This is a genomic window from Pseudomonas sp. NY15372, from assembly GCF_048068215.1.
Classification (GTDB): domain Bacteria; phylum Pseudomonadota; class Gammaproteobacteria; order Pseudomonadales; family Pseudomonadaceae; genus Aquipseudomonas; species Aquipseudomonas guariconensis_A.
The window spans coordinates 63,526-81,708 of record NZ_JBLUPY010000011.1 but is presented as its reverse complement, the minus strand read 5'-3'; the positions used below and the strand labels follow the sequence as shown (position 1 = coordinate 81,708).

The window sequence follows — 18,183 nt, the reverse complement described above, 5'->3', positions numbered from 1 at the left end:
GGGGCGGTTTCCTGTAGTCTAATCAGCGTTGGCAGCCCGACTGCCTTTTCAGGAGCCGTCCCATGATTCGCGTTGCAACCGCCGTGCTGGTTTCCCTGCTGGCCACGGCTGTATCGGCTGCGCCCAAGCCCTGCGAGGAACTCAAGGCCGAGATCGAAGCGAAGATCCAGGCCGCGGGCGTGACGTCCTATACCCTGGAAATCGTGCCCAACAGCGAGGTCCGCGATCAGAACATGATCGTCGGCAGCTGTGATGGTGGTACCAAGAAGATCATCTATCAGAAGAACGACCGCTAGCCTCCAGGCATAAGGCTGTTGCGCAGTCCATCGCGGCACGAGGCCGCTCCTACAGGTACGGCGCAGCCTGTAGGCGCGGCATTGTGCCGCGAGGCTGGGGTTACGGAACGCAGAACACCTTGCTCGGTTCGTCCACTACCACCTTGCGACTGGCATCGAACAACAGCACCTGTGGCTGCATCACTGGCGCGCGTGCTTCCAGGCGGTAACGTTCGCCGGCCTTGAAGCCGTCGTAGCGCACGGTGAGGTAGCAGGTGCGTTCGGTGGGGGCGGTGCTGAAGCCGCCCGAATACACTTCATAGTCGAAGCGCACCACCAACTCGTGGCGGCCCGGCGTGACCTGGAAGTAGCGGCCATCCTCCAGCCGCTGGCCATCCAGGCGATCGGCCATGATGGTCCTGCCAGGGGTGATGGTGTAGAGGTCGACCCAGGCCTGCTTGGGATCGACGGGCGGCAAGGGGCTGGCGCAAGCCCCCAGTGCACTGAGGGCAATCAGCATCATGGGCTGGCGCATGGCGAAACTCCCGCTCGCGGTTTACAGGCTATAAGCATAGCGCCGACAGGCCCGTGCTGTCGTGAAACTGTGGTGTTTCAGGTGCGTTGGCAACCCGCTGGCATCCCCTGCCCCACTAGCTTCTGCTGCTGGTCGTAGAGCTTGACCCATGGGCGGAAACCGATGCTGCCGGCCTGCAACTGGTAGCGCTGGCCGGCACTGAAATCCTTGAACGTCAGGTTGAGCTGGCAGTCACGCCACAGCGGTTCGTCCACCGGGCCGATATTGCTCGGCGCCACGGCGAACTGGTAGCGCACGGTGAGCTCGTGGTTGCCGGGCTGGACTTCGAAATAGCGCTTGTCGGCCCAGTCGCGTTCGTCCACCTGCACGGCATGCAGCGAGGTGTTGTCGAAGGGCGCCAGATCGACCCAGGCCTGGTTGGGGTCCGGGTCGGGCAGCGTGGAGCAACCGGACAACAGCACGAGCGTGCCGACGGCAATCAGTGAACGCATGGCGAAACTCCCCCTAGGCGAGATAGTCTTGGACCGCACTGGCCGTGAGCGAGATAGACAGCCCTGATGTTTCGACTTTTTCTTTTACAGCGCTCAAGCCATGGGCCTCTCGACCGCGTTTTCAGGCGTTTGGTTCCCGTACTGGCGGTCTTCCTGCTGAGCGGTTGTTCCAGCGTCGGCTACTACGGGCAACTGGCCGAGGGGCAATGGCAGCTGTTGCGGGCGCGTCAGCCCGTTGCGCAGGTGCTGGGCGACCCTTCCACCAGCGCATCGTTGCGCCAGCGCCTGGCCCATGCCGAGCAGGCCCGGCAATTCGCCAGCGAGCGGTTGAAGCTGCCGGACAACCGCAGCTATCGGGTCTATGCCGACCTGGGGCGGCCGTACGTGGTGTGGAATGTCTTCGCCACCCCTGAACTCTCATTGCAGCCGGTCACCCATTGCTTTCCGATTGCCGGTTGCGTGGCCTACCGCGGCTATTACCAGCAAGGCGCTGCCCGTGGCGCAGCGGCGTTGATGCGCCAGGAAGGGATGGACGTGTATGTCGGGGGCGTGGAGGCCTATTCGACCCTGGGCTGGTTCGACGACCCGATCCTTTCCTCGATGGTTGCCTGGGGCGATGAACGCTTGGCCGCGGTGATTTTCCACGAGCTGGCGCACCAGCGTGTCTATGTGAAGGACGACACCGAGTTCAATGAGTCGTTCGCCACCTTCGTGGAACAGGAAGGATCGCGGCAATGGCGCGTGGCGCGCGGGCTTCCAGCGATTCGGGATGACGCGGCGCGGCAGCGCGAGCAGTTCGTTCGGCTGGTACTGGACAGCCGTTCGCGCCTGCAGGCGATTTATGTCGGGCCGTTGAACGAGGCTGGCAAGCGCGCCGCCAAGCAGGCGGAATTCGAGCGCTTGCGGCGCGCGTATCGGCAGTTGCGTGACGGGCCTTGGAAGGGTGATGGGCGTTACGATGCGTGGGTGTATGGGCCTATGAACAACGCCAAGCTGCTGCCGTTCGGGTTGTATGACCAATGGGTGCCTGGGTTTGCGGCGTTGTTCGAGGACGTGAATGGCGATTGGGGCGCGTTCTACGGGCGGGTCGAAGCGTTGGGACGGTTGCCGGCTTCGGCGCGCAAGGCTGAGTTGGCGAGGTTGGCCGGGCGGGGGTGAAGGGGGCCGCTTTGCGGCCCAAATCGCGGGGCAAGCCCGCTCTCACAGAACAACGCATAACTATTTGATTTTGCAGGTCTTTGTGGGAGCGGGCTTGTCCCGCGATTGGGCCGGGCCCGATATCACCGTCGCCTGGCAAGGGCTTCGCCCTTGATCGCGGGACAAGTCGGACCGCCGCACCGCCGCTTCCACAGAGGGAGGCTGCGCTAGCCGCTTGTTCTTTGTGCGACAGCGCAGCCCCACGCAATCACCGGCTGGCGAATGCCTGATGCATCTGCGCCAGCGTCTGGAAATGGAACGCTGGCGCTTCGGCCGACAGCTCTTCGTGACTGCCAAAGCCATACCCCACCGCCACTGCCTGCAAACCGTTGCTGTGCGCGCCGATCAGGTCATGCTTGCGATCACCGATCATCAGGGTCTGCGCCGGGTCCAGGCCTTCCTCGTCCAGCAAATGGCGAATCAGCTCGACCTTGTTGGTACGGGTGCCATCCAGTTCGCTGCCATAGATCACCTTGAAGTGGTGATCGAAGGCGAAGTGCCGGGCGATCTCGCGCGCGAACTCCCAGGGTTTGGAGGTGGCGATGTACAGCGTACGGCCTTGGCCGTTCAGGGCCTCGAGCAGCTCCGGTACGCCGTCGAATACCAGATTCTCGTACAGGCCGGTGACGCTGAAGCGCTCGCGGTAGAAGTTCACCGCATCCCAGGCCTTGGCCTCGTCGAAGTTGTAGAACTGCATGAAGGCCTGCAGCAAGGGTGGGCCAATGAAGTGCTCGAGGCGGGCCAGGTCCGGCTCGTCGATACCCAGCTTGGCCAGGGCGTACTGGATCGAGCGGGTGATGCCCAGGCGCGGGTCGGTCAGGGTGCCGTCGAGGTCGAAGAGGATGTTCTGCTGGTGCATGGTGTTCTCGGTATCTATGAGCCGTTTCACTGTGTGGCAGCGGCTAGCGTTGATCCCTTGTGGGGGCGGGCTTGCCCCCACAAGGGCGACGGTGATATCGGGCCCGGCTTCATCGCGGGACAAGCCCGCTCCTACCGGTGCGTGGTGGGCTATCGGTCGTAGCCTTCGGCCAGGTGCTGGTCCTTGAGCTTGACGTAGTTGGCGGCGCTGTAGGGGAAAAACGCACGCTCCTTGTCGGTCAGCGGGCGTGCCTGCTTCACCGGGCTGCCTACGTACAGGTAGCCGCTTTCCAGGCGCTTGCCAGGCGGTACCAGGCTGCCGGCGCCGATGATCACGTCGTCCTCGACCACCGCGCCATCCATGAGGGTGCTGCCCATGCCCACCAGAATGCGGCTGCCCAGTGTACAGCCGTGCAACATGACTTTGTGACCGATGGTCACGTCATCGCCGATCAGCAACGGGAAGCCCTCTGGATTGAACGGCCCGGCGTGGGTGATATGCAGCACGCTACCATCCTGCACACTGGTGCGTGCCCCGATGCGAATACGGTGCATGTCGCCGCGCACCACGGTCAGCGGCCAGACCGAGCTGTCCTCGCCGATCTCGACGTCACCCAGCACCACTGCCGAACGGTCGACGAAAACCCGTGGTCCAAGCTTGGGAGTGTGTTGCTGAAAGCTTCGAATGGCCATGATAGCGCCCCTCTTGAATGCCGATAGGCGGGCTGCCTGCTGCGGTCGGCGTCGATTGTAATTAAGATGGTCCCGTGTTTCCTCCTGCCAAGGTATCTAAACCGTGAGTGCGAACAACCCGCTTCTGCAGTCCTACGATCTGCCGCCCTTCTCGGCGATCCGTGCCGAACATGTGCTGCCGGCGATCGAGCAGATCCTGGCCGACAACCGCAAAGCCATTGCAAAGATCCTCGAACAGCAAGGCAAGAACCCGACCTGGGCCGGCCTGGTGCTGGCCATGGATGAACTCAACGACCGCCTGGGCGCTGCCTGGAGCCCGGTCAGCCACCTCAATGCGGTGTGCAACAGCAAGGAGCTGCGCGAAGCGTACGAGTCGTGCCTGCCGGCCCTGAGCGCCTACTCCACCGAGCTGGGGCAGAACCGCGAGCTGTTCGAAGCCTACCAGGCCCTGGCCAATAGCCCGGAAGCCGCTGGCTTCGACGCTGCCCAGAAAACCATCATCGACCATGCCCTGCGAGACTTCCGCCTGTCCGGTATCGACCTGCCGGCCGAGAAGCAACAGCGCTACGCCGAAGTGCAAAGCCGCCTGAGCGAATTGGGCAGCCGTTTCTCCAACCAGTTGCTCGACGCTACCCAGGCCTGGACCAAGCATGTCAGCGACGAGGCGCAGCTCGACGGCCTGACCGACTCGGCCAAGGCGCAGATGGCCGCCGCGGCCCAGGCCAAAGGCCTGGACGGCTGGCTGATCACCCTGGAATTCCCCAGCTACTACGCGGTGATGACCTACGCCACCGATCGCGCCCTGCGTGAAGAGCTCTACGCCGCCTACTGCACCCGCGCCTCGGACCAAGGCCCAAATGCCGGCCAGTTCGACAACGGCCCGGTGATGAGCGAGATTCTCGACCTGCGCCAGGAGCTGGCCGAGTTGCTGGGCTACAAGCATTACGCCGAGTTGAGCCTGGCCACCAAGATGGCCGAGTCCAGCGACCAGGTGCTGAGCTTCCTGCGTGACCTGGCCAAGCGCAGCAAGCCGTTCGCTGCCCAGGACCTGGAACAGCTCAAGGCCTATGCGGCCGAGCAAGGTTGCCCGGAGCTGTCCAGCTGGGACGCCGGCTACTACGGCGAGAAACTGCGCGAGCAGCGCTACAGCGTGTCGCAAGAGGCCCTGCGCGCCTACTTCCCGATCGACAAGGTGCTGTCGGGCCTGTTCTCTATCGTCCAGCGCCTGTACGGCATCGAAATTACCGAGCTCAAGGGCTTCGACGCCTGGCACCCAGACGTGCGCCTGTTCGAGATCAAGGAAAACGGCCAGCATGTGGGCCGCTTCTTCTTCGACTTGTACGCCCGCGCCAACAAGCGCGGCGGCGCCTGGATGGATGGCGCTCGCGACCGCCGTCGCACGGCGGCCGGTGCACTGCAGAGCCCGGTGGCGAACCTGGTGTGCAACTTCACCCCGGCCGCGCCCGGCAAGCCTGCGCTGCTGACCCACGACGAAGTCACCACGCTGTTCCACGAGTTCGGCCATGGCTTGCACCACCTGCTGACCCGCATCGAGCATGCTGGCGTTTCCGGCATCAACGGCGTGGCCTGGGATGCGGTGGAGCTGCCGAGCCAGTTCATGGAGAACTGGTGCTGGGAACCTGAAGGCCTGGCGCTGATTTCCGGCCACTACGAGACCGGCGAGCCCCTGCCCCAAGACCTGCTGGACAAGATGCTGGCAGCCAAGAACTTCCAGTCCGGCATGATGATGGTGCGCCAGCTGGAGTTCTCGCTGTTCGACTTCGAGCTGCACGCCAACCACGGCGATGGCCGCAGCGTGCTGCAGGTGCTCGAAGGGGTGCGCGACGAGGTGTCGGTGATGCGCCCGCCGGCCTACAACCGCTTCCCCAACAGCTTCGCCCATATCTTCGCGGGCGGTTATGCGGCGGGCTACTACAGCTACAAGTGGGCTGAAGTGCTCTCGGCCGATGCCTTCTCGCGCTTCGAGGAAGAAGGCGTGCTCAATGCCGAGACCGGCCGCGCTTTCCGCGAGGCGATCCTGGCCCGTGGCGGCTCCCGAGAGCCGATGGTGCTGTTCGTCGACTTCCGCGGTCGTGAGCCTTCCATCGACGCCTTGCTGCGCCATAGTGGCCTGACCGAGGACGCGGCGGCATGAGCGAGGCACCTGTGACCAAGACCAAGAAGCGCTTCATCGCCGGGGCTGTCTGCCCGGCGTGCAGCGAACCCGACAAGCTGATGATGTGGAGCGAGGACGGCGTACCGCACCGTGAATGCGTGGCCTGTGGCTTCACCGACACCCTGAACGAACAGGGCCTCTCGGTACCCAAGGAGTTGGGCACGCGGGTCAACCAGGCGGCGCCCAAGGCGGCGCCGGTCCAGGTACAGACGGTGCAGTTCTTCCCCAATCCGAAGCTGAAGAAACCGGCTGAATAAGGCCGTCGCGCCACGTGGATCGCCCGTGGCGTGCCTCTTCTACTGCGGGCGGTAGATATGCCTCCCCTCGCATCGTCTTCGTCGCTCCATGCTCGTGTTGTGATCAACACGGGCAGGGAGTCATGCCATGCAAGAGAAAAACCCCTTACTTAACGACAGTCTCACGCCGGTCGACTATGACGCCGTGCTGCTCGAACACGTGCCTGCTGCCTTCGAGCAGCGCGCCACGGAGCATGAAGTGGGCATGGAAAGGATCATCGAGAATCAACGACAGCTGCCCACATGGGACGATCTGGTGCTTGCGGTCGAAGCCCTGGACGCCGACATGCAGGCTGTGACCTATGCCTCCACGCCGCTGGCATACCGGGGCGATGAATGGGCGGACGCGATCTGGCAGGGGCGCGACCGCATCGATAAGCTGTTCCGGAAAAAGGTGCGAAGCAGGCCTCTGTATACCTTGTATGAGCGTCTGGCCGACAGTGCCGTCGGGGCCAGCCTGGATGCCCATGAACACGCCACCTTGCAGCGCATACTCAAGGAGTCCAGGCTGGCCGGCGTGTTGTTGGACGACGATCAGCGCGACCGCCTCGACGCGCTGGAAAAACAGATCGGCGCGCTGGCATTCGAATTCTTCCTCAACGTCGATACAAGCGTAGGGCAGTCGGGTATCTGGATCGACGACGAACAGCGTTTGCTCGGGCTGCCGAAGCCAGTGCGTGCAGAAATGGCCGAGCGCGCCGGTGCTCAGGCATTGGCCCAAGGCGACTGGCTGATAGCGTGCGAGGACGGCCCTTGCAAGGCGGTGCTTGAATTTGCCGAGGATCGCAGCCTCCGCGAGCAGGCCTACCGGGCCTATCACCAGCGCGGTGTCCATGAGGACCCAGAGCAGGACAATGGTACGATCCTCGGGAAATTGGCAGATTTGCGCCACCAGTACGCCCGTTTACTGGGGTTCGGCAGCTTTTCGCAGCTAGCCATCGAAGCCAAGGATGCACGCTCGGTAGAGCAGGTACGCCTGTTGCTGCTCGAACTGGCGGACCGGGTTCGCCCTGCGATGCTGCAGGCTCGGCGCGAAATCGAGGCGCAGGGCAAGGCGCGAGGGCTGGATGAGGTGCAGCCATGGGACATCGATTATCTGCTATCGCGCAGACTTGCGACCCCCACCACCGATTTTCGGGAATTCTTCGCCTTGGACCACGTCGTCGTGGCCTTGATCGACCTGGCACAGCGACTGTTCGGCCTGACCGTGACCACAGCTTCGTTGCCTCGCTGGCATCCCAGCGTCATGACGTTCGAAGTGCACCAGGACCATGCATTCGTCGGTTACCTATACCTGGATCTGCTTCTGTATCCGAACAAGACATTCAACGTTCCGGTCACGGATTATGTCCGCAACAGGCGGGTGGATGCCGAAGGTCGCTACCATCCCGCCATGGCCATCGTATACAGCGAAGTCCCCCCCGGCGCGGAGGGAGGGCCGGCACTGCTCGACCATTTGGCCTTGAGAAAATTGTTCCATGAGTTTGGGCATGGCCTACACCTGCTGTCGGTGCGCACGACCAATCATCTGTTGTCGGACCCGCGCCGAAACGGCACCGATGGTGTGGAGCTCTATGGCAAGCTGCTCGAGCGCTGGGTATGGGATGCCGAGTACCTGGCCGGGATCGGTGTCCACGCTGCGACTGGGCAAAAGCCGACGAAGGACGAGATCGAGGCTGAATTGGCCGTGCGGCGGTCCAATGCGCTCAAGACATTTGCCGATGATTTGAGCCTGGCGCTGTTCGACCTCGAATTGCACTCGACCCCGCTGGATGGCAAACCTGTGGAGCAGCGCCTGGTGGAGTGCCGCGAACGTTGCGGGTGCTGGCCGTTGGCGGATTTCGAGAAACCTGCGCATGGCTTCAACCACATCGTTCAAGGCTATGAAGCCGGGTACTACGCCTACATTTGGGCAGAGGTGAACGCCGCCGATCTGTTTACCCGTTTCGAGCGGCACGGCCTGCTCGATCGTGAGGTCGGCCGGCGCTTCCAGGAGGCACTGTTCGATCCGGGTGCCTCGCGGCAAGTATCGGAAGGTATTGAAGCCTTCCTCGGTCGCAAGACAAGCATCGGGCCGTGCTTGCGCTGGCTTGGCATCGCCTGACCCGGTTGTCGGCTGACCAAAGGTGCTGGAATGAACCTCCGTACAGGATTACTGTATATATATACAGTGAGGAGTGCGCGATGTTTTCTCCAGCACCGCAAAAGGGCCGAGGCACGGCCCATAACCCGCACAATCGTTTTTCCCCGGCCCACAGCGTGGCGGAAGACGATGGCTGGTACCAGGAAGTGCCGCAGACCCAGGGCACCGAGGTGCGGGTCGAAACGGCCAAGAGTATCATCACCCGCAATACGTCGCCCGACCTGCCCTTCGACCGCTCCATCAATCCCTACCGGGGCTGCGAGCATGGCTGCATATACTGCTACGCCCGCCCCAGCCATGCCTATTGGGATCTTTCCCCTGGGCTGGACTTCGAGACCAAGCTGATCGCCAAGACCAACGCGGCAGAGGTGCTCGAGCAGCAATTGAGCAAGCCGGGCTATATCTGTGCGCCGATCAACCTGGGCTCGAACACCGACCCCTACCAGCCCATCGAACGGGAACAACGCCTGACCCGGCGCCTGCTGGACGTGTTGCTGCGCTATCGCCACCCGGTGACCATCGTCACCAAAGGCTCGCTGGTGCTGCGCGACCTGGATTTGCTCGCCGAGCTGGCCAGCCAGCGGCTGGCCCGGGTGATGATCAGCCTGACCACGCTGGATGACGATCTCAAGCGCACCCTGGAGCCGCGGGCCGCGTCGCCCAAGGCGCGGTTGCGGGCCATTCGGGTGTTGCGTGAGGCAGGCGTGCCGGTGGGCGTGTTGTGCTCGCCAATGATCCCGATGATCAACGACAGCGAGCTGGAGCACTTGCTGGAAGCAGCCAAGGAAGCCGGTGCGCAGAGCGCGGCCTATATGATGCTGCGTCTGCCGCTGGAGGTTGCGCCGCTGTTCGAGCAATGGCTGCACGATCACTACCCGCAACGGGCTGCCCATGTGCTCAGCCTGATCCGTCAGAGTCGAGGTGGCGAGCTGTACGACAGTCGCTTTGGTTCGAGGATGCGCGGCGAAGGGATCTTCGCCGAGCTCCTGGCGCAGCGGTTCGCCAAGGCCATGCGCCGGTTGGGGTTCCAAGGGCGGGAGGCACAGCCGCTGGACTGCACCGCATTCTGCCCGCCGGGTGGGCAGATGGCGTTGTTTTGAACGGCCTGGGGCGTTGTGCAGCCGCAATAGGTTAAAAAGCCATCCCTAGCCTGGCTCATGGCATCCAATATTTTTCTTCCAGGCTATTGGCGGCTGATGCTTTTTTGCTATTATCGATTTCCCGCCTTTCGGAGCTGGAACGCCCGTTCTAGAGCCTCCAAATTCAGTTTGAGTTAAGTTTTCCACGGTAGCGTGAGCCCACAAGAGATTGTGATGAATGGCCCGTGCCCGGCATCTAACGCCCTGCATAACCAGAATCTTTACCCGGTAAACTGGAACTTACCCTACACACCGTCAAGAGGATGAATCATGCCCGTCAAGGACCCATCCAAGGTCGTCCCGGCTGCCCCCGCCGAAAGTGCCGATGCCGCCCTGAAGCATATCGTCGACGGCTTCCTGCGGTTTCACCATGACGTCTTCCCCGAGCAGCAGGAGCTGTTCAAGAAGCTCGCCACTGCGCAGACGCCGCGCGCCATGTTCATCACCTGCGCCGACTCGCGCATCGTTCCCGAACTGATCACCCAAAGCTCACCCGGCGACCTGTTCGTGACCCGTAACGTAGGTAACGTTGTACCGCCCTACGGGCAGATGAACGGCGGCGTCTCCACGGCCATCGAGTACGCCGTGCTGGCCCTCGGCGTGCATCACATCATCGTATGCGGCCATTCCGATTGCGGTGCCATGCGAGCGGTACTCAACCCCAACTCGCTGGAGAAGATGCCCACGGTCAAGGCCTGGCTGCGCCACGCCGAAGTCGCCCGTACCGTGGTCGAGGACAATTGCTCCTGCGGCAGCGAGCACGAGAGCATGCAGGTACTGACCAAGGAAAACGTCATTGCGCAGTTACACCACCTGCGCACCCACCCCTCGGTCGCCTCGCGCCTGGCCGCCGGCCAGCTGTTCATCCATGGTTGGGTCTACGACATCGAGACCAGCCAGATCGAAGCCTATGACGCTGCCAGCGACAGTTTCTTGCCGCTGACCGCCGATCAGCCGATCCCCTGCGCTACACCGAGAGGCCGCTACTAAGCGGCCCACGCCTCGCAGTAACTTTTTGCCGGCCGGCCGCACCTGCTGAGGGTGTGGCCAGTTGTCGGCTGCCTTGAATTCCCCTGACTGCCTTACCGGCTCGCCGGCGGCCCGCGCCTGCGCGCGTGTCGGGGATCCCTGTGCCTGCGGCTGGCGGACTGGCCGCGTATCGAGAAAGGAGCTTCATGGTGAACAAGACACAGATCAAAGCGGCCCTGCCGCGTGAGTTGTTGGCGTCGGTAGTGGTCTTTTTGGTGGCCTTGCCGTTGTGCATGGGCATTGCGATCGCTTCGGGCATGCCTCCGGCCAAGGGGCTGATCACTGGCATCATCGGCGGCATCGTGGTCGGCTTCCTGGCCGGTTCGCCCTTGCAGGTCAGCGGCCCGGCAGCGGGCCTGGCGGTACTGGTATTCGAGCTGGTGCGTCAGCATGGTGTGGCCATGTTGGGCCCGATCCTGTTGCTCGCGGGTTTGTTGCAGCTGTTGGCCGGGCGGCTGCGCCTGGGCTGCTGGTTCCGCGTCACGGCCCCTGCGGTGGTGTACGGAATGCTTGCCGGGATCGGCGTGTTGATCGTGCTGTCCCAGGTGCATGTGATGTTCGACAACGCGCCCCAGCCATCAGGGGTTCAGAACCTGCTGGGCTTCCCGGCAACGGTGGCCGCGGCCCTGCCGCTGGAGCGCGCGGGCCATGGCTGGCAGGCCGGCGCCCTAGGGCTTGGGACCATCGCCTTGATGTGGGGCTGGGAGCGCTGGCGCCCGCAGCGCCTGCGCTTCATTCCCGGGGCCTTGCTGGGTGTGGCGGCGATGACCGCCGTCAGCCTGTGGCTGGCGCTGCCGGTGAATCGTGTGCAGGTACCGGCGGACCTGTCCGAAGCCATCGACTGGCTGCGTCCGGACGACCTGCTCAAGTTGGCCGACCCTACCCTGCTGGTCGCCGCCTTTGCCCTGGCCTTCATCGCCAGCGCCGAAACCCTGCTCTCGGCGGCTGCGGTGGATCGTATGCACAGTGGCCAGCGCTCGGACTTCGACCGTGAACTGTCGGCCCAGGGGCTGGGCAACATGCTCTGCGGTGTGCTGGGCGCATTGCCGATGACCGGGGTGATCGTACGCAGTTCGGCCAACGTCCAGGCGGGTGCCCAGACGCGTTTGTCGGCGATTTTCCATGGCTTGTGGTTGCTGGCATTCGTGGTGGCGCTCAGCAGCGTGCTGCAACAGATCCCTGTGGCCAGCCTGGCCGGCGTGCTGGTGTATACCGGTATCAAGCTGGTGGACTTCAAGGCGTTCCGTGGGCTGGGCCGGTACGGCCGCATGCCGATGTTCACCTATGCGGCCACGGCGCTGGCGATCATCTTCACCGACCTGCTGACCGGCGTGCTGCTTGGCTTTGCCCTGACTTTGCTGAAACTGGCGCTCAAGGCGGCGCGGCTGAAGATCAACCTGGCCACGCTGCAAGAGCCTGGACACATGGAGCTACGGCTCAGTGGCGCCGCGACCTTCCTCAAGGTGCCGGCATTGACCCAGGTACTCGAAAGCGTACCGGCGGGTACCACGCTGCACGTGCCGTTGAACAACCTCAGCTACATCGACCATTCCTGCCTGGAACTGCTCGAAGACTGGGGGCGCAGCAATGCGGCCAAGGGGTCTCGGCTGTTGATCGAGCAGCGCGGGCTCAAGCGCAGGGTCGAAGGGCGCCTGCGCTCGGCCGTGTCGGCGTGAATGGGTAGGATGACGCCGTGAACGAAAGTATCGGCGCCAGATCCATATTCAAGCCGACTGCGGTACCAGCTTGCGACAGCTTTCCTTGCGACTGGGATATTGCTGACACTTTTGCATGACCTGTTTCACCCTGTCGTCGGCCTTGAGCTGCCGGTTTGCCAGCAGCTTCTCGGTGATGAACAGCTCTTCCGACCCCAGGTTGCGCTCGGCCTTGTCGATCATCGCCAGTGCTGCCTGTGGGTCGCCACGTTTGAGGTGGTAGCCGATCATCAGGTCATAGATCGAGGGGCCGGCAAGCGACCAGTCCTGAATCGATTCAAGGTCCGCGAGCGCTGCACGGCCGTTGCCTTGTGCCAGGTGAAGGGTGAACGCCGCCCGGCGGATGCCTGGCTGGTTGCCGACGGGCGATGCCAGTGCCCTGGCCACGAAGGCACTCGCCTCACGTTGCTTGTTCTGCTCAAGCGCCGTGGTTGCCGCGTAGGCGTCCTTGTAGCCTTGCAGCGCCAGGCGGACTGATGGCTCGTCGCGAACCTGCGGCCAACTACGTCGATCTACACGTACTCGCGCTTGTTGACGGTATTCGCGTCTTAAATAGTGGCGCAGCTCTTCGTCGCGCTGCAGGGGGGACATGTGCGAGCGAGTGAGGTACTGGCTGGTAGCGGCGATCGTAGTACCAAGCCCTTGATTGAGCAGGGTTTGCAACTCTTGGCTGAAGCGGTTGAGGTCGAACTGCCTGAGCGAGTCCTGCATGGCGCTCTGGCGCTCCTTCAGGAAACCGGTCAGCAATGGCTTCTGTTTGCCCTGAAAATCGTTCAGGCGTTGTAGGCTCACGCTTGAAGCACGCGGTGCATAGCCGGCGCGAACCATCAGGTCGGAGCCGAGCAAGTCGGCCTGGTCTTCCTGAGCGCGCCCCCAGGCGGTGCTCCAGACATTGTCTGAGAAACTGTTGGCCAGGGCGGTATAGAGAACGGTATTTCCGATGGTCTTCTGGGTGCCCAGCGGATCCTTGCTGATCAGCTTGAGTCCACCGCTGCTGCGGTCTACGCCCGTATTCCTGGCAACGGCGGCGATCACCACCGTGGTGGCGATGTTGGTCATTAGCTCCTTCTGCTGCTGGAAAGCGGCCAGGCGGTCATGATGACGCAACAGCACGTGGCTCATTTCGTGGCCCAGCATGGCCGCGATCTCGTCCTCGCTTTCGACATTGTCGAGCATGCCCAGTGGCACGAAGATGTTGCCGTAGGGGTCAGCCGAAGGGCCGAAGGTATAGCTGTCGACGATACGTACCCGAAGGGCCGGTGTTTCCCCTGGCCAGCCTTTGGCAAGGCGCGTGACGATGCCCTGCAGATAGGCCTCGAGCTTGGGAATGCGCACCTGGTTCTGCTGGTTGACCTCATCGGCCCGGATCGTGCGGCCATCGAAACTCAAGCGCAGCTGGTTGGCGTGTTGTGGGTCCAGGCGGTAGTACTGTCGCACCTCGGCCTGTTCGAAATAGCGGCCCTGCAGACGTGACTGTGTGGACGGGCCTACAAGGTTCAAGACCGCATCGCTGGCACCGTTGAATGTCTGGCAACCGCCGAGCAAGGCTGCCGCAGCCAATAACAGGACACGCTTGGCGCCATTGGCGACTGATCCGCTCACTTGCTGCACCCCGAGCCGAAACCGATGGTGGAGTTGTTCTGGTGATCGTCCGCCTGGCTGCTGGAAAGTTTCTGGCACGGCAGCTTGACTACATTCAGTGGCGGGGAAACGCGTACATCCATCGTGTCCAGCCAGACCTTCTGCCCCGCCAATTCGACCTGCACCAAGTCCAGTTCCTTGTTGTACTGCAACACCGGCAGTGTTTGCGGGAGGCCGTTGCGTGCTACCTCGCGCTGCAACCTACCCTGGTCATCCAGGACGGTAACCGGGTCGGCAAGAAATGCATCCACGATCGGGGATGCCAGAAGGCTCTGGCTGAACAGCGCCGACATCAGGAAAAGGGAAGCCTTATTCATCTCTGATCTCCTTGAGTATCTAATCCAGATTTGCTCACGCCTTGTCCTCCAGCAGAGCCTGAACCCTGGCTTTGAACAACGTAAGGGAAAGCAGCAGCAGCCCGAGCACGTTGGCGGGTGTGAAATTCCATCGCCAAAGTGCCGCACTCAGGCCCAGCACAAGCGTGAGCACCACACCCCAGGCTGCGAGCGGTTGAAGCAACAGGCGGCGTCGGTTTGCGGTTTGCGAGAGGCTCAATACCGGGCTTTCCAGTCGACCCTTGAGGCCGGCGATGAGCGCCAGCAACAACAACTCGCCTACATCCAGCACGTCCACTGAGCCAGTGCCGGGTATACCCAGTTCGGCCAGGCTCTGCGTCGATCGGTAATAGCCCATGCCCCAATTGATCAGGTTGTCCAATGCCATCGCATGGACATACACGCCGGCTATTTTCCCATGCAGCGGTGAGAGCGTGACGTCGCCGGTCCCGGCAATACGGGCACCTACCAGCACCAACTTGCCGGCCAGTAGTTGCTTGAGCAGCGCTTGATCGTCGGCGTCCGTGGCTTCAAGATCGCTGGCCGACAAAGTCAAGCTATAGGCGCAGTTCGCCTGAGCTTGGTTGCCAAGCTTCCAGAACACCGCGTGCAACAACTGGTCGGCCAGGCCAGGGAAGGAACATTCACTGATATCCGAAACCTTTGCCTGCGACGGCGACTGCTTCAGCCCCCACTGCACCGTCATGTCGGGCAAGCGTGCCGCGGCAATGGCATCGGCCGGCAACGGTGCGCAGGCATGGTGGCGGCAATATTCGCGGTAAAGCTGCAGGGCCGGTGTCTCCAAGACGCCGACCGCGGTGGGCACAGCCAGGGGATATTGGTTTCCATGGCCGCTCCAGCTCACCAAGGCGGGTTCGCTGACCTCTGCAAACTGTGGCAAGGCATTGACTGCGCCTTGGGTGTCTGCGGACAAACCGGTATTGGCCAGAAAAAGAGGAATGCCTTGACGTCGATAGCGTTCCAAGACATTGGCCAGCAATTGGCTTTCCATCCGCGGCGCCTGGTCGGGGGGCTTCCGGGAATGGTCATGGCTGTACAGCAGGTCGATAAAAACCGCGCCAGGCTTGTAGGCGAGCAAGCGTTTGAACAATTTGCTTTGCTCGCTGTAAGGCAGTGGCCAATAGGTCTGGTTGCGCTGCAGATAAGCGTCGTCGATCAGAATGACGACTACCTGTTGCTGGCCTTTTTCTGCGTACCAGCTGGCCAACAGCCGGTTCAACCAACGGGAAGACGCATCATCCGTGGCGCTGGCCAGGCCGAAGGGATCGAGTAAGGCGATGAGGACGACTGCGAAGCCAAACAGCAATTGGCGCAGGACCAAGGGCGATAACGTGAGCATCCATGTCTCAGACAGTTGAATGGCGTCATTTTGCCATCACCTTTCAATGATGCGAAAGTGCCATCAGTCTGGCTGTGACGGCCCTGTCCCTGGGCCGAGGATTCAGGGGCTACAGGCCAATGCTCGGCCTGTGACCTGTAGACGTCATTTCAAGCCGGCTGGCCCAGTTCCACACCCAGCTGGCGCGACAGGCATGGCCAGCGCTTCCAGGCGGCGCCGGTCTCTGGGCTGCAGAGTTTCTCTCGGTAGGCTTCGACCGACTCCACGGCGAAGCTCTCGTCGTCGAGCATCTGGTCCACCGAATGATGCACCACTTCATCGAGCTGGTTGGCGAAGGTTTCGCCGATCAGTTGGTGGGCGATCAGGTTGGCCACAGTGGTGTCTACTGGGATCAATGGCTGCTGGAAATGGCGGATGTACAGATCATTGACCTCTTCGACCAGGCGATGGGCCAGGTAGGCTTCGTCCAGCAGGCAGTCCAGGCCGACATGGCCTTGCATGACGCTGGGCGGTTGCAGGAAATAGGCTTCGGCGATCTTCAGTACCGGCCTGATCTGCGACTCGATGCCAGCCTCGCGGGCCACCTCATGGGCGGCTTCCAGCAGTTCCGGAACCTGGTCGATGTAGGCGCTGACGAAGCGCGCCAAGGTACCCTGGGCATCCTGCTCGGGCAGATGGATCGAAGGATGCAGATGCGGCAGTTGTTGTTCCAGACGCTGTTTCAGTTGGCCGGTCTGGCCCTCATGTTGATGGGCGTGGGTGATCTGCTCGCGCACAGCAGCGATGTTCATGACAACTCCAGGGACAAGGCGTTACAAACGGAAGACACTAAATTAGCTCGGTTGTGAGAATGCCTAAGACGCATTTGTTATAACCCCGAGACACGTGTGTCGCTGTGGTTATATCAATGTGCCATCATTTTGCTCCATCCCAGTAACTGCAAGGCTTTCAAACGATTGCGTGAATCGATGAAGTTGATTTCATGGCTGCCGTTGCGTGCCGTTGGTCGCTGTCTATACTCCCGGTGAACGTGATTCGTTGATGAGGCCCGACTGCCGTTTGCAGGGGCTCGGTCGTCGAAGCCAGGCAGTCTTGGCCACCCACCCCTCCTTAGCCGTAAGGTCGTCCACGCCTCCGGGACAACAAGAACGATAAGGGGAACCCGCAATGATGCGACATCCACATGTCTGGATGGGCCTCCTGTTGTGGTTGGTGTTTGGCCAGGCCCATGCCGCCTGGACCGTGAACATGGCACCGGGGGCGACGGAAGTCTCCAACGCCGTGTTCGACCTGCACATGACCATCTTCTGGATCTGCGTGGTCATCGGCATCGTGGTGTTCGGCGCGATGTTCTGGTCGATGGTCATCCACCGCCGCTCCACGGGCCAGGAACCTGCGCATTTCCACGAGCACACCTGGGTGGAAATCCTCTGGACGGTTGTCCCCTTCCTGATCCTCGTGGCCATGGCCATCCCGGCCACCAAGACCCTGATCGACATCTACGATGCCAGCGAGTCGGACATCGATATCCAGGTCACCGGCTACCAGTGGAAGTGGCACTACAAGTACCTGGGGCAGGACGTGGAGTTTTTCAGCAACCTGGCCACCCCCGCCGAGCAGATCCACAACAAGGCGCCCAAGGATGAGCACTACCTGCTCGAAGTGGACCAGCCGCTGGTACTGCCGGTCGGCGCCAAGGTGCGCTTCCTGGTGACCGCCGCCGATGTCATCCACTCCTGGTGGGTGCCGGCCTTCGCGGTCAAGCGCGACGCCATCCCCGGCTTCGTCAACGAGGCCTGGACGCGCATCGAGAAGCCCGGCATCTACCGCGGCCAGTGCACCGAGCTGTGCGGCAAGGACCACGGTTTCATGCCGGTGGTGGTCGAGGTCAAGTCCAAGGCTGACTACGACACCTGGCTTGGCGAGCGCAAGGCCGAGGCGGCCAAGCTCAAGGAGCTGACCAGCAAAGAGTGGACCCTCGAGGAGTTGGTCGAACGGGGCGACAAGGTTTACCACACCACCTGTGTGTCCTGTCACCAGGCCGAGGGCCAGGGCCTGCCGCCGATGTTCCCGGCGCTCAAAGGCTCGAAGATCGCCACCGGGCCCAAGGAAGAGCACCTGAACGTGGTGTTCCATGGCCGGCCCGGCACCGCCATGGCCGCGTTCGGCAAGCAGCTGTCGGAAGTCGATATCGCCGCCGTGGTGACCTACGAGCGCAACGCCTGGGGCAACAACAAGGGTGACATGGTCACGCCGAAGGACGTGCTGGCGCTCAAGCAGGCCGAAGCGCAATGAACCGG

General features: G+C 62.4%; 17 protein-coding genes. 9 read left to right on the top strand and 8 right to left on the bottom strand.

Going from position 1 to position 18,183, the window contains the following annotated elements:
- Nucleotides 1-62 precede the first annotated feature (62 nt).
- The gene (locus ACNFG0_RS11210) at nt 63-296 is read left to right on the top strand and encodes a DUF1161 domain-containing protein (protein ID WP_196154747.1); all 234 of its coding nucleotides are present in this window, start codon (nt 63-65) and stop codon (nt 294-296) included.
- Nucleotides 297-396: 100 nt separating this feature from the next.
- Here the strand turns inward: ACNFG0_RS11210 and ACNFG0_RS11205 are convergent, their stop codons facing one another.
- A complete protein-coding gene (locus ACNFG0_RS11205; RefSeq protein ID WP_416764832.1) occupies nt 397-810 on the bottom strand; it encodes a hypothetical protein in 414 nt (137 codons plus the stop codon).
- Between the two features lie 77 nt (nt 811-887).
- Nucleotides 888-1,301: a hypothetical protein gene (locus ACNFG0_RS11200; RefSeq protein ID WP_196145167.1), complete on the bottom strand. Its 414-nt coding sequence runs from the start codon at nt 1,299-1,301 to the stop codon at nt 888-890.
- Between the two features lie 66 nt (nt 1,302-1,367).
- Between ACNFG0_RS11200 and ACNFG0_RS11195 the strand changes: the two genes are divergently transcribed.
- Nucleotides 1,368-2,459, top strand: coding sequence for an aminopeptidase (locus ACNFG0_RS11195; protein WP_196145166.1), 1,092 nt, complete (start codon nt 1,368-1,370; stop codon nt 2,457-2,459).
- A gap of 247 nt (nt 2,460-2,706) precedes the next feature.
- On the opposite strand, the gene ACNFG0_RS11190 is transcribed toward ACNFG0_RS11195, so the two are convergent.
- Nucleotides 2,707-3,357, bottom strand: a complete 651-nt coding sequence (locus tag ACNFG0_RS11190; RefSeq protein ID WP_196145165.1) for an HAD family hydrolase — start codon at nt 3,355-3,357, stop codon at nt 2,707-2,709.
- Between the two features lie 149 nt (nt 3,358-3,506).
- Nucleotides 3,507-4,049: a gamma carbonic anhydrase family protein gene (locus ACNFG0_RS11185; protein WP_416764830.1), complete on the bottom strand. Its 543-nt coding sequence runs from the start codon at nt 4,047-4,049 to the stop codon at nt 3,507-3,509.
- Nucleotides 4,050-4,152: 103 nt separating this feature from the next.
- On the opposite strand from ACNFG0_RS11185, the gene prlC reads away from it, so the two are divergent.
- From prlC to ACNFG0_RS11155, 6 genes are all read left to right on the top strand, one after another.
- Nucleotides 4,153-6,204 (top strand): oligopeptidase A, encoded by a 2,052-nt coding sequence (gene prlC, locus ACNFG0_RS11180; protein WP_196145163.1) that lies wholly within the window; start codon nt 4,153-4,155, stop codon nt 6,202-6,204.
- Nucleotides 6,201-6,482, top strand: coding sequence for a YheV family putative zinc ribbon protein (locus ACNFG0_RS11175; protein WP_196145162.1), 282 nt, complete (start codon nt 6,201-6,203; stop codon nt 6,480-6,482). The genes prlC and ACNFG0_RS11175 overlap by 4 nt, the downstream gene beginning before the upstream one ends.
- Before the next feature lie 127 nt (nt 6,483-6,609).
- Nucleotides 6,610-8,625: a M3 family metallopeptidase gene (locus ACNFG0_RS11170; protein ID WP_416764829.1), complete on the top strand. Its 2,016-nt coding sequence runs from the start codon at nt 6,610-6,612 to the stop codon at nt 8,623-8,625.
- Nucleotides 8,626-8,705: 80 nt separating this feature from the next.
- A complete protein-coding gene (locus tag ACNFG0_RS11165; RefSeq protein ID WP_416764827.1) occupies nt 8,706-9,764 on the top strand; it encodes a PA0069 family radical SAM protein in 1,059 nt (352 codons plus the stop codon).
- Between the two features lie 309 nt (nt 9,765-10,073).
- Nucleotides 10,074-10,793 (top strand): carbonic anhydrase, encoded by a 720-nt coding sequence (locus ACNFG0_RS11160; protein WP_196145159.1) that lies wholly within the window; start codon nt 10,074-10,076, stop codon nt 10,791-10,793.
- Between the two features lie 185 nt (nt 10,794-10,978).
- The gene (locus ACNFG0_RS11155; RefSeq protein WP_416764826.1) at nt 10,979-12,508 is read left to right on the top strand and encodes a SulP family inorganic anion transporter; all 1,530 of its coding nucleotides are present in this window, start codon (nt 10,979-10,981) and stop codon (nt 12,506-12,508) included.
- 48 nt (nt 12,509-12,556) lie between these two features.
- Here the strand turns inward: ACNFG0_RS11155 and ACNFG0_RS11150 are convergent, their stop codons facing one another.
- The 4 genes from ACNFG0_RS11150 to ACNFG0_RS11135 all read right to left on the bottom strand — a co-directional run bounded on the left by ACNFG0_RS11150 (nt 12,557) and on the right by ACNFG0_RS11135 (nt 16,674).
- Nucleotides 12,557-14,149, bottom strand: a complete 1,593-nt coding sequence (locus ACNFG0_RS11150; protein WP_416764825.1) for a M48 family metalloprotease — start codon at nt 14,147-14,149, stop codon at nt 12,557-12,559.
- A complete protein-coding gene (locus tag ACNFG0_RS11145) occupies nt 14,146-14,505 on the bottom strand; it encodes a hypothetical protein (RefSeq protein WP_196154755.1) in 360 nt (119 codons plus the stop codon). Before ACNFG0_RS11145 ends, ACNFG0_RS11150 begins: the two co-directional genes overlap by 4 nt.
- A 34-nt stretch (nt 14,506-14,539) precedes the next feature.
- Complete coding sequence (locus ACNFG0_RS11140; RefSeq protein WP_196154756.1) at nt 14,540-15,883, bottom strand: CHASE2 domain-containing protein; 1,344 nt, start codon at nt 15,881-15,883, stop codon at nt 14,540-14,542.
- Nucleotides 15,884-16,032: 149 nt separating this feature from the next.
- On the bottom strand, nt 16,033-16,674 hold the full coding sequence (locus tag ACNFG0_RS11135) for a hypothetical protein (RefSeq protein ID WP_196145157.1): 642 nt from the start codon (nt 16,672-16,674) through the stop codon (nt 16,033-16,035).
- Nucleotides 16,675-17,050: 376 nt separating this feature from the next.
- On the opposite strand from ACNFG0_RS11135, the gene coxB reads away from it, so the two are divergent.
- Nucleotides 17,051-18,178 (top strand): cytochrome c oxidase subunit II, encoded by a 1,128-nt coding sequence (gene coxB, locus ACNFG0_RS11130; protein WP_196145156.1) that lies wholly within the window; start codon nt 17,051-17,053, stop codon nt 18,176-18,178.
- The last annotated feature ends 5 nt before the right edge of the window (nt 18,179-18,183 follow it).

Excerpts from the sequence above, each read along its gene's own strand:
- ACNFG0_RS11175 (WP_196145162.1), top strand. The coding sequence starts at position 6,201 with ATGAGCGAGGCACCTGTGACCAAGACCAAGAAGCGCTTCATCGCCGGG.
- ACNFG0_RS11155 (WP_416764826.1), top strand. The coding sequence starts at position 10,979 with ATGGTGAACAAGACACAGATCAAAGCGGCCCTGCCGCGTGAGTTGTTG.
- ACNFG0_RS11165 (WP_416764827.1), top strand. The coding sequence starts at position 8,706 with ATGTTTTCTCCAGCACCGCAAAAGGGCCGAGGCACGGCCCATAACCCG.
- ACNFG0_RS11140 (WP_196154756.1), bottom strand. The coding sequence starts at position 15,883 with ATGCTCACGTTATCGCCCTTGGTCCTGCGCCAATTGCTGTTTGGCTTC.
- ACNFG0_RS11185 (WP_416764830.1), bottom strand. The coding sequence starts at position 4,049 with ATGGCCATTCGAAGCTTTCAGCAACACACTCCCAAGCTTGGACCACGG.
- ACNFG0_RS11200 (WP_196145167.1), bottom strand. The coding sequence starts at position 1,301 with ATGCGTTCACTGATTGCCGTCGGCACGCTCGTGCTGTTGTCCGGTTGC.
- ACNFG0_RS11190 (WP_196145165.1), bottom strand. The coding sequence starts at position 3,357 with ATGCACCAGCAGAACATCCTCTTCGACCTCGACGGCACCCTGACCGAC.
- coxB (WP_196145156.1), top strand. The coding sequence starts at position 17,051 with ATGATGCGACATCCACATGTCTGGATGGGCCTCCTGTTGTGGTTGGTG.
- ACNFG0_RS11160 (WP_196145159.1), top strand. The coding sequence starts at position 10,074 with ATGCCCGTCAAGGACCCATCCAAGGTCGTCCCGGCTGCCCCCGCCGAA.
- ACNFG0_RS11145 (WP_196154755.1), bottom strand. The coding sequence starts at position 14,505 with ATGAATAAGGCTTCCCTTTTCCTGATGTCGGCGCTGTTCAGCCAGAGC.
- ACNFG0_RS11170 (WP_416764829.1), top strand. The coding sequence starts at position 6,610 with ATGCAAGAGAAAAACCCCTTACTTAACGACAGTCTCACGCCGGTCGAC.
- ACNFG0_RS11195 (WP_196145166.1), top strand. The coding sequence starts at position 1,368 with ATGTTTCGACTTTTTCTTTTACAGCGCTCAAGCCATGGGCCTCTCGAC.
- ACNFG0_RS11205 (WP_416764832.1), bottom strand. The coding sequence starts at position 810 with ATGCGCCAGCCCATGATGCTGATTGCCCTCAGTGCACTGGGGGCTTGC.
- ACNFG0_RS11210 (WP_196154747.1), top strand. The coding sequence starts at position 63 with ATGATTCGCGTTGCAACCGCCGTGCTGGTTTCCCTGCTGGCCACGGCT.
- ACNFG0_RS11135 (WP_196145157.1), bottom strand. The coding sequence starts at position 16,674 with ATGAACATCGCTGCTGTGCGCGAGCAGATCACCCACGCCCATCAACAT.